The organism is Magnetococcales bacterium, from assembly GCA_015232395.1.
Lineage (GTDB): Bacteria > Pseudomonadota > Magnetococcia > Magnetococcales > JADFZT01 > JADFZT01.
Map to the genome: position 1 here is coordinate 77,926 of JADFZT010000004.1, position 14,415 is coordinate 92,340.

2 protein-coding genes are annotated in these 14,415 nt (G+C 56.4%); both read right to left on the reverse strand.

The window, feature by feature from the left end; all coding sequences use genetic code 11:
• Positions 1-4: 4 nt before the first annotated feature.
• A complete protein-coding gene (locus HQL52_02405; GenBank protein MBF0368284.1) occupies positions 5-925 on the reverse strand; it encodes an efflux RND transporter periplasmic adaptor subunit in 921 nt (306 codons plus the stop codon).
• The gene (locus tag HQL52_02410) at positions 916-14,400 is read right to left on the reverse strand and encodes a tandem-95 repeat protein (GenBank protein MBF0368285.1); all 13,485 of its coding nucleotides are present in this window, start codon (positions 14,398-14,400) and stop codon (positions 916-918) included. The genes HQL52_02405 and HQL52_02410 overlap by 10 nt, the downstream gene beginning before the upstream one ends.
• Positions 14,401-14,415: the final 15 nt, after the last annotated feature.

Genomic DNA, 14,415 nt, shown 5'->3' on the forward strand with positions numbered 1-14,415 from the left:
AACATCATGGCAAGGTGGAGAGAGAGGGGGGTAGATCATACGCTTCCAGGCCTGACAGGGAAGAGTTGAGGGAGGAGGGAGGGGGAGTGGGGGGATTAAAATAGGCGGTACCGCTCATCCCTGCCATCAGCTCCGGATGAACCCCCTTGATATCGGCTCTCACCTTGATGGTGCGACTCACCGGATCCACCTTGGCTCCCAAGAGAGCGATGCTCGCTTCGTAGCGGTCGCCGGTTTCCCGAATGCGAACCGGAAAAGTCAGACCGGGTTTGACCCATTTGAGCCAATCCGAAGAGATCAAAAAATGGAGATAGAGGCGGCGGTGGTCCAATATTTCCAGCAGTTCATCCCCCCGGGAGAGATATTGATGGGGGTGGGCGTGGCGCTTGACCACTCGCCCGGCAAAGGGGGCGTAGATGCTGCACCTGGAGACCCGGGTTTTGGCCTCTTCCTCCTCGGCCTTTGCGCGGGTGAGTTCCGCTTCGGAGATGGCCAACGCCAGACGGCTGACTGATTGGAAACTTTCCAGCTCCTTGTTGGACTTCACCTCTTCCCGGGCGATGGTCACCTCGGATTTGGCCTTTTTCAGCCGGGCCCGATAGACCCGGCAGTCAAATACCACCAGCTCCTGCCCTTTTCGGAAAGCCTCCCCCTCCTTGACCGAAAGCCGGACAATGGCTGCATCCAGCTGGCTGGAGAGAGTGGTCTCCCGGGCCGGGTGCAAAATACCATTAACGGAGGAGGTATAGGTTTGACCGTCAGCGGTTTCCTCAGCGAGCCCCGGGGTTATCTGAAAAAAAGGAGCTTCCTGAAAATCAGAGCCAGAATGATTGTCTGAGACTTCCGGAAACGAAGGGGTATCCAAAAACAATACCGCTCCAAAAAGAGCCACGAAAACCAGATGGATGGGAGATTTTATTGGCATTGCATCAACCGCACGATATCGGAAAAGAGGGCTTGAATCTCCTGGGTGTCGGCCTCCTGCTGGGAGAGGGCGGACTGTAGCTGAGAGGTAAGACCTGCCCCTTCAGCTTCGGTGATGAGGGTCTCCAGATGGTCTCCACCGCTGTTTTCACCTCCATTTTCTTCTCCCTCCTGGCCGGACTCTTCCCCTTCTTCCCCAAGCTGGGCACCGTCGGTCTCTCCCTCATCATCCAGGGTTTCCTCACCCTCTTCCTCGGCCTGCTCCTCTGGGGATTTTTCCTCACCATCCCCCTCTTCCTGGCCTTCCCGAGCACCTTCTTCCCCTTCCTCGGGCTCCTCACCCTCTTTCAGCTCTTCCTCCTCTTCCGAGCTCGCTTCACGCCCTTCGTCATCCTCTTCCCCAGGCTCCCCGTCAAAATCATCACCTTCCTTGCGGGCATCCTCTTCAATCACCTCTTCCAGAGGAGTCTCCTCCTCCTGGGCCACTGGATCTTCGCCACCTTCCGCCTCACCCTCACCACTCTCCTGCCCGGAGTCCGGCAGAGTGTCTACTCCCGGTTCTCCAGCATCTCCGTCCAAATTTCCGGATTCCTCCCCATCACCGGAAGGATCCTCCTCCATCCGAAAATCGACATCGGGAGTCGTGTCAGGGGTGCCGTCATCGTGATTGCCTTCCTCATCCAGAGGATTGGTAAAATCTCCGGCAGGATCCTCACCATCCCCAGAGCCGTCCAGAGGATCCGTGGTATCCGCCGGATCGGTGATGTCGGTTGGATCCCCCATATCGGTACCCGTATCCGGCACCTCTGGAATATAGTCAGGCTCCTCATGGTGAACGGTCAGGGTGAAAAAGAGGGCGTCCGAAGTGGAGTGGCCATCAGAAGCCTTCACCTCAATGGTATAACTCCCGGCATCCTCTCCCTGGGCCGTACCGCTGAAGGTGCCGGTGTTGCCATTAAACGAGAGCCACGCCGGAAGGGCACTGCCATCCTCCAGCATCGCCTGATAAGTCAGGGAATCATCGGCATCCGGATCGTAAAAGGAGCCGGAATCCAGAGTGTAGACAAAAACAACATTGCTCTCCACCGTCAGGTCTGAAATTCCCTGGGCGGTCTTGGGAGCGTCGTTGACCGGTTCGATATGGATCGTCACCGTCGCCTGGGCAGTGGCATTGTTGCCGTCATCCACTGAATAGGTGAAGGTGTCGGTTCCAAAAAAATCGGCATCCGGCTCATAGGAAAGCGTCCCGTCGCCGTTGTCGATCACATCCCCATAACTCCCCTGGCTGAAGCTGATCAGAGTGAGCGTATCCCCATCATCGTCGGTGTCGTTGGCCAGGGGATCGATCACCACCGCCTGGTCCTCATCGGTGGTTACCTCGTCGGCGACAGCCGTGGGCGCATCATTGACGGCCAAGATGGAGATAAAAACCGTTCCCAGCCCCTCGGCCCCATCCTCATCCGTCACGGTGTAGGTGAAAGAATCACTACCGGAATAACCGGCATCGGGGGTGTAGATGAAAGAGCCGTTGTCGATGTAGACCACCGTACCGTGGTCGGCATCGCTGAAGGAGATAATCGTCAGGTCACTCCCCTCCACATCTCCGTCGTTGTTCAGGACATTACCAGTGACAATCGGCTTATCCTCTTCGCCCACATAGCTGTCATCCAGGGCCAGGGGGGAGTCGTTGACGGCGGTGACGGTGATCGTGACTGTAGCCTGGACTGTTTCGCCACTCTCATCGGTGAGGGTGTAGGTGAAGGAGTCACTCCCGGCAAAATCAACCTCGGGGATGTAGAGCATGCTATCGTTGTCGATGTTGATGACGGTACCATGGCTGGCCTGGGTAAAACCCGTAATCGTCAGCTCACCCGTACCGCTGTCATTTTCCAGCAGTTCATCCATGCGCAGGGGAAAATCCTCTACGGTGGTGACGGCATCATCTTCGGCTGTAAGCACAGTGGTTTCAGCGGCTATATCGATGGTAACCGTGGCCGTAGCGCTCCCACCCAAGCCATCTTCCACGGTATAGGTAAATCGGTCGGTACCGGAAAAACCGTTCTCAGGGGTGTAGATAAAACGGCCATCGCCGTGATGAACGACCGTACCAAAACTGGCCTCGGTATAATCGGTCACAATGAGGGTGTCGCCATCAGGATCGGTATCATTATCGAGAACCGAAAAGGTAACCTCGCCTTCCCCAGCTGCCATTGAGACCGAATCATCAACAGCTATTGGATCGGTGTTGTCGCTGGCTGAAGCTTCAACTGTGACCGTTGCGGTGGCGGTTCCTCCCAGGCCATCACTGACGGTGTAGGTAAAATAGTCCGAACCGGTAAAACCATCCGCCGGGGTGTAGGTAAAGCGGCCATCGCCGTGATGAACGACTGTACCAAAACTGGCCTCGGTATAATCGGTCACCGAGAGGGTGTCGCCATCAGGATCGGTATCATTGTCGAGAACCGAAAAGGTAACCTCACCTTCCCCAGCTGCCATTGAGACCGAATCATCAACGGCTGTCGGATCGGTGTTGTCACTGACTTTCACTGTGACCGTTGCGGTGGCGGTTCCTCCCAGGCCGTCGCTGACGGTGTAGGTAAAATAGTCCGAACCGGTAAAACCATCCGCCGGGGTATAGGTAAAGACGCCATCGCCATCATGCACTACAGAACCGTAGACCCCCTGGCTGAAATCACTGATGGTCAGGGTGTCCCCGTCCGGGTCGCTGTCGTTGGCCAGCACATCGATGGTACGGCTGCCCTGGCCGGTGCCGATTTCCAGCAGGTCGGCTTCGGCTATGGGGTCGCTGTTGCTGGTGGTGGAAGCGACGGTGACCGTTACGGTGGCGGTAGCGGTATCTCCAGCGCTGTCGGTGATGGTGTAGGTGAATGAATCGCTATCGATAAAATCAATACCAGGGGTGTAGGAGAGAACCCCGTTTCCTTCATCCACCACCGTGCCATAACGCCCCTGGGTATACTCGGAGAGGGTCAGGGTATCTTCGTCCAGATCAAAATCGTTGCTCAAAACATCGATGGAGCCCCGGGATTGATCGGAATCGAGTTCCAGTTGATCATCTATCGCTTCAGGGACCGTATTATCCGAAGAGGTGGTGCCTGAAACGGTTACGGTCGCGGTCGCAGTGGCGCCATCGCTGTCAGAGATCGTATAGGTGAAGGAGTCAGAGCCTGCAAAATCATCTCCCGGGGTATACGTAAAGGTGCCACTGCCGTCGTGGCTCACCGTGCCGTAGCTCCCCTGATCATAACTGGAAATAGTGAGGTCTCCCCCTTCCGGATCGCTGTCATTGGCCAAAACATCGATGGTGCGGCTGCCCTGACCGGTACCCAGATCCAGGGAATCATCCGTTGCCACAGGGGGATCGTTGCCAGCGGTCACCGTGATGGTCACCGTAGCGGTATCGCTCGCGGAGCCGTCGGAAATCCGGTAAGTGAAGGTATCGGTACCGATAAAGCCGCTATCGGGGGTGTAGGTGACGGTGTTATCACCATTGTCCACCACCGTGCCGTAACTCCCCTGGCCGACACTGCTGATGGAGAGGGAATCCCCATCCCGGTCGCTGTCGTTATCCAAAAGATCGGAGAGGGTGATGGCTCTCTCTTCCTCAGTGGTGGCAGTGTCATCAACGGCGGTAGGAGAGTTGTTGGGAGTCTCTGAGACCGAAATGGTCACCGTGGCGGTGGCGGTCTCTTGATTGCCGTCATCGACGGTATAGGTGAAAGTATCGCTACCGGAATAGTTGGAGGGGGCGGTATAGGTGATGGTGTCGTCGCCATTGAGCACGATGGAGCCATAATCGGGCTGGGTATAGGCGGAGATGGTGAGGGTGTCATCGTCGTAATCGACGTCGTTGGAAAGGACATCGATGGTGACCGATTCCCCTTGAACGACCGAATCGGAATCATCCTCCGGCTGGGGAGGGCTGTTGTCGCTGGTGACGGTGACGGTGACCGTGGCTTCGTCAGTGCTGCCGCCATCGTCGGTGATGGTGTAGGTAAAGGTATCGGTGCCGGTAAAGCTGGCGTCCGGGGTATAGGTAAAGGTGCCGTCCCCGTGGTTGGTGACCGAACCATTGCTGCCCTGGGTGACGGCTGAAACAGTCAGCGCCAGCCCCTCGCTGTCATAGTCATTGGCGGTGAGGTCGTCGGTGGTGATAGGGGTATCGTGGGGGGTTGAGATGGCATCATCAATGGCGATGGGCGGAAAATCCTGCTCCGCCAGGGTGACGGTAATGTTGCTGGGATCACTCAGATCAATCGTCCCCTCCAACCCTTCGATGGCGCCAAAGTTGCCCGCAGTGGTGGCAGCCTCGAAGAAGGCATAGACCTGATCCGCAGCAATATCGTAAGCAGCGATGGCGGTCACGGTTATCTCACCAGCCAGATCGGCATTGCCGCTGATCACCAGGGCGTCGTAATCATCGGTATCGGCCAGCTCAATGATGATGGTGGCTCCGGAAGTCAGATCCAGGTTGCCGGAAATGGTGAGAGTACCGGGTGAACTCCCCGGGGAGATGGTGCCGTTGACGGTGAGGGTGTTGCCGTTGGTCTCCAGGGTGCCGTGACCTGCCAGCACGCCGTCGGCACCGATGGAGCGGTCCACGGTGCCAAAATCAAAAGTGGTGCCGGAATCGACCCTGATGGTGCCATCCAGGGTGGCGCTGGTGGTGGAGAGTTCAACCGTACCGCTCGACACCGTGATGGAGCCGGTGGATTGCAGTTCGAGAGGCACATCGATCAGGAAACTGCCAGTCCCGGCACTCTTGGTAACATCTCCCGCCACGGTCCAACTGGCTGTGCCGCTCGATGCAAAAATGGAATAGTCCCCCTGAATATCAAAACTGCTACCGCTTTTGATGGTAAAGGCAGCACCGCTATCCAGATCGAGCCCCCCCCCATCCCAGATACCACTCCCCGATTCAGCCAGAGTGAGGGTGCCGCCGGTAAGGACTTTATCCACAGCCCCGGTCAGATACAGATCATCGGTGGTGATGCCCCCGGTATGGGTGATCTCTCCATCGGACCAGGTCAATTTATCAGTGGTGATGACCCCCGCACCAGCCAGGATGCCCCCGCTCACCGAGAGAGATCCCAGGGTATCATCCGTATTGACGGTGACACTACCCCCGGTCACACTGAGGGTACCGCTTAAGCCGTAGCTGCCAGAGAGACCTACAGCACCGCTGGCCAGGGTGATGGTTCCCAGACCCGAAAGAACCGAGTCAGACAAGAGATTTTGCGTTGTGCCGTTAAATAGAAGGGTCTGATCAGTATCGACGCTAAAAGTGCCGGAATGATCCCCATCACCGGAAAGCTCCAGGGTACCGGAAGTAACTGAAACCGTGCCGTCATTGTCGAAATCAATACTGATTTCAGCACTCCCCGTAGAGGTGGATTTAATGAGGGTGCCCAGGTTGTTCAAAAACGCCCCAGAGCCGGATTCATAGAGGGTGACATCATCCTGAATATCGAAAGAGGCACCGCTGTCGATGGTGATGGAAGCGGTATCATCCAGAATGATATTGCCCTCGATCCAGGTGCCGTCACCGGAGAGGGTGAGATCGGTACCGGTCAGATAGTGGATGGCGGTCCCGGAAACATCCAAGGTGAGGGAAGCCACTACCCCGCCTCCCAGAGAGAGCGTACCACCCGTCCAATCCAGGCTGGCAGCTGAGAGCGTTCCCAATCCTGAAATTTCCCCACCGCTCAAGAGCAGAGAATCCACGGTGGCGGTAACGGTTTCGCCCGTGCCGATGGAGATGGTGCCAGAACGCACCTCTACTGTCCCCAGTCCGGAGACAATCAACCCATCCATCCAGGTCTGGGTATCCCCGTCAAACAGCAGGGTAGCCCCATCACCGGCGTTGAGAGTGCCACTGAAGGTGGCGGTATCGTTGATTTCCAAAATACCGGAAGTGACCGAAACCGTGCCGGTAGAGGTCATGGGGGAGGTGATCAAGGCGGTGCCATCCCCAGCACTTTTTTCGATGGTACCGGCATTGATCAGGCTGACCCCGGTATTATCGTCATAAAAGGTGAGGTCATCCTGGATATCGAGAGAGCCGGTACTGGCAATACTGAAGATCGCTGCATTGTTGAGCAGGAGGTTCCCCTCGCTCCAGATGGCCGCACCGGAGAGGGTGAAGGTGGCGGTATCGATGATTTTGGTGCTGGTGCCTGAGAGCACCAGGGTGCTGGTCACCTCAACCCCCCCTTCCACGGCCACCGTACCACCGCTCCAGCTCATATCCGAAATGGCTATGGACCCCGCACCATCCAGGGTGCCACCACTGAACAGAAAATCCCCCACGGTCGAGGTAACGCTCTCTTCGGTCGCGATATTGATCGTGCCGGAGCCTACCTCCACTGTACCAAGACCGTCGATAACCAACCCATCCAGCCAATTGTGGGTGCCGCTACCGAAATACAGAGCCGCCCCATCGCTTACACTCAGAGTGCCGCCATAATCCCCGGAAATGCTTGTTTCCAAAGTGCCGGAGGTCACTTCAATGGTGCCAGTGGATTCTACAGGTAAAAACAAATAGGCGGTTCCATCACCCGTGCTTTTGATGATGGTACCGGCATTGACCAGATAGTTGGTGCCGATATCATAGACCTCATCCATGACGAGATCGCCTTGGATATCCAGGGTCGCACCAGAGGTGATGGTAAAGGTAGAGCCATAGTTGATGTAGATGGTGCCCTCATCCCAGGTACCGGTGCCTGACAGGGTGAGGAGGGAGGTGTCATTCAGATATTTGCCGCTGCTGCCGGAAATATCCAAGGTGCCTGCGACGATCAGATTACCATCGACATTTTCCAGATAGCCTCCCGTCCAGGTCATGGCCGTATCCACCGTGGCCGTCCCACCTCCACCTACCGTGCCACTGCTGATGGAAAGGTTGGACAAGCTGTCGTCCGACTCAAAATAAACCGTGCCGCCGGTGACGCTGACTGTTCCGGTAACGCTGTAATCCCCGGAAATGTCCAAGGTGCCCCCATTGACCTGGATGGTGCCGAGCCCCGAAACAGCCCCAAACAGATCCTGGTAGCCACCGTCAATCAGCAGGGTCTGACCGCTATCCACGTTGAAGGTGCCGTCATGGCTGCCGTCATCGTTGATTTCCAGGGTGCCGGAGGTGACTTTTACCGTGCCGTCGTTATCAAAGGGCAGGTTGAGTTCGGCGGTGCCGGTGGTGGTGCTTTTGATGAGGGTGCCGCTGTTGGTGAGGAGGGCGGTGCCATAGGTGTTGTAAACCTTCACATCGTCTTGAATATCCAGAGTCGCGCCTGCATCGATATTCCAAGCAGCCCCGTTATCCATGCGAATGTTGCCCTCTATCCAGGTGCCACTACCGAATACATTCAAGATGCCGCCATCATCGATATAGCGCAGGGCGGTTCCCGTAATATCCAGAGTGCCCGTAACCGTCAGTCCCCCCTCCAGAGCCATGGTGCCCCCGGTCCAGTCCATATAGCTGGCACTCATGCTCCCCAGACCATCCAGGATGCCGTCACTCATCAGGAAGGAACTCATCGTGGAGGTCACACTCTCGCCGGTTCCGATATTGACCGTCCCGGAAGCGATTTCCACAGTTCCCAACCCAGAAAGCACAAGCCCATCCAGCCAGGTATGGGTGCCGCCGTCAAAGAGCAGGGAGGCATCTGTGCCGGCGCTCAAGGTGCCGCCATAGCTACCGGAAATGTTCATGGCCAAAATGCCGGAGGTGACATTCAGGGTGCCGCTATTGTCCACTGGCAGTTGCAGATAGGCGGTGCCTGTGCCGCTGCTTTTGAGGAGGGTACCTTCATTGATCAGGGTATTGGTGCCAGCGCCATAGATCTCATCCATGGTGAGATCTCCCTGAATGTCCAGGGTGCCGGTGTCAGCGATGGTGAGGGTGGAGCCATAATTGAGGTAGATATGGCCTTCATCCCAGGTGGCATCGCCGGAGATTTCCAGCATACCCCCGCTCATATATTTGATGGCGCTGCCACTGATGGCCAGATCTACCACCGAAAGGTCCGTGGTGGTGGAGATGGTGCCGCCAGTCCAGCTCATATCAGCAACAGAGACGATGACGGGAGCCCCTTCCACGGTGCCGCTGCTGAGGGAAAGACTGGCAATGGTGCTGCCGATGGCGGTGTTGTTGAGATTGAGAGTACCGCCGGAAACCGCCAGGTTGCTGATGGCATAGGCTGCGGTCAGCTCGGCACTCCCCCCCGAGATTTCGAGGGCACCATCACCGGTAACCGTCAGGGCTGAAAAAACATGGTCACCGGCACTGATCAGAACGGACTGGTCGGCACTGATGGCCATGGTCCCGGTGTGGGAGCCGTCTCCCGCACCACTGTCGCTGATTTCCAGGGTACCGGATTTGACATAAACAGCGCCATCCAGATCCACTGTGGTATTGATTTCGGTGGTGCCGGTAGAGGTGGAAACGGTGAGGCTTCCTTCGAGATCGAAAAGAGCATCCGTACCATAGCTATGGTACAGTTTGATATCCCCCTGGATATCGAGGCTGCCCCCGGCACTGACGCTCCAGGAGGCCCCATTATCCATGCGGATATTGCCTTCATCCCAGACCCCATCTCCACTCAGAGTCAACCCGCCAGCATCGATATATTTGGTGGCGCTACCGGATATATCGAGGGAACCGGTGACGGTTAGAGAGTCGATACCGATGGTGCCACCGGTCCATGCCATATCGGCAGCAACCAGAGTGCCGGAGTCTTCAATGGTGCCGCCACTCAAAAGAAAAGAGGCCGCCGTAGAGGTGGCACTCCCTTCAACACCGATGGTGATGGTGCCGGAAGCCACCTCCACAGTGCCCAATCCGGAAAAAACAACCTCTGCCCATTCGTGGCTGCCACCATCAAAAAGCAGTGTGGCACCATCTCCAGCAGAGAGATCCCCTTCAAAATAGCCCGATGTGTTCATCGCCAAGGTGCCGGAGGTGACACTGATGGTGCCGATGCTATCCACCGGTAGTTGCAGGTAGGCTGTTTCAGTGCCGGTGCTTTTGGTGACAGTGCCATCAACAATCAGGGAGCTGTCAACACCGCTGTTATAGACCTCATCCATGGTGAGATCCCCCTGGATATCCAGGGTGGCACCACTATCCACAGTAAAGGTGGAGCCATAGTTGAGGTAGATTTTTCCCTCATCCCAGGTGCCGCTTCCAGCGAGAGAAAAATTGCCGGAGTCCATATATTTAATCGCGCTACCGGAAATATCCAGCGCACCGTTGACCTGAAGATCCCCGGTGGTATCAATCGTACCACCAGTCCAATCCATGGTGGTGTTGACGATGGCGATACCACTACCGCCGATGCTGCCGCTGCTCAGGGAAAGATTATCCAGATTGTCATCGACATTAAATTCCAGAGAGCCACCAGAGACACTCACCGTGCCGCTGAAGGAATAGTCCCCCTCGGTGGTGACGGTGCCGTTGCTGATTTCGATGGTACCAAGCCCCGACAGGGAGGCATCAGTGGCCAGGGTCTGGGTGCCGCCATCAATCAGCAGGGTTGCGCCATCATCCACCTGGAAAACACCGTAGTGGGTGCCGTCGTCATTGATCTCCAGAGTACCCGCTGAAACCTGCAGGGTGCCGTCATTATCGAAAAGTGCTCGAATTTCAGCAGTACCGGTGGAAGTGGAGCGCAGGATGGTGCCCAGATTATTGACATAGCCATCTGTTCCAGCGCCCTGATAGAGCACCACATCTCCCTGGATATCGAGGCTGCCACTGGAATAGACCTCCAGGTAGCCGGCGTTATCCAGGCGGATGTTGCCTTCGGTCCAGGTGCCAGAACCATCCAGAACAATACCGCCACCATCCAGGTAGTGAATCCCAGTGCCGGAAATCTCCAGGCTGGTGTTGACATAAATCCCATAGGTGACGCTGATGGTGCCGCTGGTCCAGGTGAGATGATCCACATCCAGCAAACCATTACCGGTGAGGGTGGCACCATCCAGAAGGAGGGTGCTGACTGATGAAGTGATATAAAAACCATCCCCACGGATGACTTCGTCATATTCTGTCGAGGCATCATCCAACAACTTGGAGACGTTGTCGCCGAAAAAGCTTTCTTCAACGCTGATGGTGCCGGAAGAGAGCTCCACCGTGCCCAACCCGCTCACAACCAAGCCAGCTTCCCAATAGTGGGTACCTCCATCAAAAAGCAGCGTCCCCCCGCTATCGGCATTCAAGGTGCCGTAATAGGATCCAGAAACGTTCAGCTCCAGAATGCCGGATGAGACACTGATGGTGGAGGTCTCCTCACTGTAGATATCCACTTCGATGCTGGCGGTACCGGTGCCGGTGGTACGATCCACGGTGCCATAATTCCAAAAGTAGCTGGCATCCCCATAATAGTTGTAAATTTTGGTATCCCCTTGAATCTCCAGGGAACCGGTGGTGTCAATTTCAAAGTCAGAGGCATAATCCAGGCGAATGTTGCCCTCGGTCCAGGTGGCCGCTCCGGATATGATCAGATAACCCGCACTTAAGACATGGGTATCGCTGCCGCTGATCTCCAGGGTGGTGGTGACATCCAGCCCCCCTTCCAGGCCGATGGTGCCTGCTGTCCACACCATGGCTGTAGCCGTCATGGAGCCGGCATCATCGAGAGCACCACCACTGAGCAAAAACTCGGAGACCGTTGATGTGACGGTTTCAACCGCACCGATATTGACCGTACCGGCACCGATCTCCACCGTTCCGCTACCGGTCAGAGCCAAACCATTTTCCCAGGTGAATGTGCCCCCATCAAAGAGCAGGGTGGAATCCACCGAAGCGATCAGGCTGCCGCCGATGGTGCCGCCATCATTTAATTCCAGGGTACCCAGGTCAACGCTGATGGAGCCGGTGGCGGTGACTGGCAGTTCCAGAGAGGCGCTGCCGGTGCTGGTGGAGCGGGAAAGGGTTCCGGTAACGGTGAGGAGCCCCGCATCCCCATAATAATCATACATCCGGACATCCCCCTGGATATCCAGAGAGCCGCCGGTGTCGATGATAAAGTTGGAGCCATAGTCCAGACGAATGTCCCCATCATCCCAAACGCCCGCACCGGTCAGGGTCAGGGTGCCACCACTCATGACTTTGGTGGCGGAGCTGGTGATATCCAGGGAGGTGGTCACAGCCAACCCGGTCGCGCCGATGGTGCCTCCAGCCCACTCCATGTTGGCCACGCTCAGTGTTTCGCTGCCATCTACGGAGTCGAGGGTGCCGCTGGTCAGCGAAAAGGTGGTCACCGTAGAAGTGACAGAGGCTTCGGTATCCAGGGTAACGGTGCCTGATTTGATTTCTACAGTTCCCAGGCCCGAAAGAATGGTATCGGTCTGCCAGGTGTGGGTGCCGCCATCAAAGACGATATCGGTGCCGGTGCCAGCAGCCAAACTTCCCGCCTGGGTACCGCCATCGTCCAATACCAGGGTGCCGTTGGTGGTGGTGATGGTACCATAATTGACCACCGGCAGGGTGAGATAGGCGACATTGCCGGTGCCATCCATGGTGAGGGAGCCATAGATGGTGAGGGAGGAGGCATCCCCATAATAATCATAAAGCTTATCGTCCCCGGTGATGGTCAACGCCCCGGTGGTATCAATCTGAATCAGGGAAGCGTAATCAGCCCGGATGTTGCCATCGGACCAGGTGCCGGTGCCGCTCAGATAGAGATTGCCGGAATTGATATATTTTTCACTGGTTCCGGAAATTTCATAGGTCGAACTGAAGGTGACGCTGCCATCGCTGTTGATGCTGCCTCCGGTCCATACCATGGAACCGCTGATTTCCAGAGCACCTTCCCCATCCAGGGTGCCACCACTCATGGTAAAGCTGTCGAGACTGATCACAGCCGTGGCATCGGCGGAAACAGTGATGGTTCCGGAGATGAGTTCCCCCTGGCTGCCTACTTCATCCTGTATATATACCCCATCCCCCAGCACATGGGTGCCGCCATCGAACTGGAGAATCGCACCATCATCAAGCAGGATATCTCCGCTATAGCTGCCGCCATCACTGAGAACCAGCGTGCCAGCGGTAATCGTAATGGTGCCGCTGTTGTTAACCGGGAGAAAAAGCTCCGACATCCCGGTATCATTCATGATGAGGTCACCATAAATATCCAGGCTGCTGGCATCCCCATAATAGTCGTAAAGCTTATCCCCCCCATTGATGGTCAGGGTGGCGCCGCTTTGCACTTCGAACAGAGAGCCATAATCGATACGGATATCGCCATCAGACCAGGAGCCGGTTCCGCTGAGGGAGAGCGTACCGCTCGACATGTATTTGACGCTGGCTCCGGAGATATCCAACGTATTGGTTACCGTAACCCCCCCATCGCTATTGATGGAGCCGCCAGTCCAGACAAGATTACCCACGGAGAGGCTTCCCGTACCATCAATGGCGCCACTGCTGAGGGTGATGTAGGAGTCGGCATTAACGGTGGAAGCGGTAGCCACATCCAGGGTACCACCGGATATTTCCAAATTGATCAGACCGGTCACATCCAGGCTGTTGATGGCGGCTGTACCTGAAGAGAGGGTGATATCAATCTCCTGGGCATCGATCACCACATCGTCTGCTGAGGTGGGGGTGGTGTCGGTATCCCAGTTTGAGGCGGTGTTCCAGTCAAAATCCCCGGCATCCCCATCCCAGGTGACGGTGGCGAGAATGTCGCTATAGCTTTCCATGGCCAAAAAGCTCAAGGGGCTCTCCGCCTGGATGGCACCAGTAGCCACCTCCAGCTCCCAATCTCCCCCCTGATCGGCTGATCCGGTGAGGTCATCCGAAGCCGCCACATCCGCACCTGTCAGCTCTGACAGACTATCGAGCAGGGCCAAGCCTTGGGCATCAGAACCCACGTTGCAGCCATAAATCAGAATATCCGCATCCCCCGTGAGGGATTCACTCCAGGAAGAGAGGGAATTCGTATATCCAGTTAGGCTATCGCCATCCAGAACGGCATTCCCCAACTGAACGGAACCGGAATCGCCGTGGGAAAGAATATGGATTTCAGAAAGAGGATGATCGTTACCAGCCAACCAATCGGTGATTTGGGCCACCCCATCGCTTTGGGCATCGAGAACCACCACCTCCACATTCCCAGCCAAGCCGGTGATCAGTTGCTCATAATCATCTATCGTGGGATCTACAAACAAAACCCCGGTGGGAGCCGGGGAGAGAGGGGTCGGGGGAATAAACAGGGCTTGCAGATCAGACACTTCCTGATTCAAAACAGGGGAGGGTGCGTCATCGGCTTCGGCAAAGGTGTCCATCATCAGATCCGGATCATCCATCACCCCTTCACCCGCCACCCCCATCACCGTGGCATCGAAGAGAATCCGTGGCTCCAGAGCCAATAAGGTAGGTTGACGCCCTGGTAAGGCGTCATCCATTTGCTCTAAAGCGCGCTTACGCCGTTTCATAAAAGGGAAAAAAGCCATGATCCCTCTCCTGAC

What these genes read in the sequence shown, in the direction of transcription:
- HQL52_02410 (MBF0368285.1), bottom strand. Translation starts at nt 14,400, where the DNA reads ATGGCTTTTTTCCCTTTTATGAAACGGCGTAAGCGCGCTTTAGAGCAA.
- HQL52_02405 (MBF0368284.1), bottom strand. Translation starts at nt 925, where the DNA reads ATGCCAATAAAATCTCCCATCCATCTGGTTTTCGTGGCTCTTTTTGGA.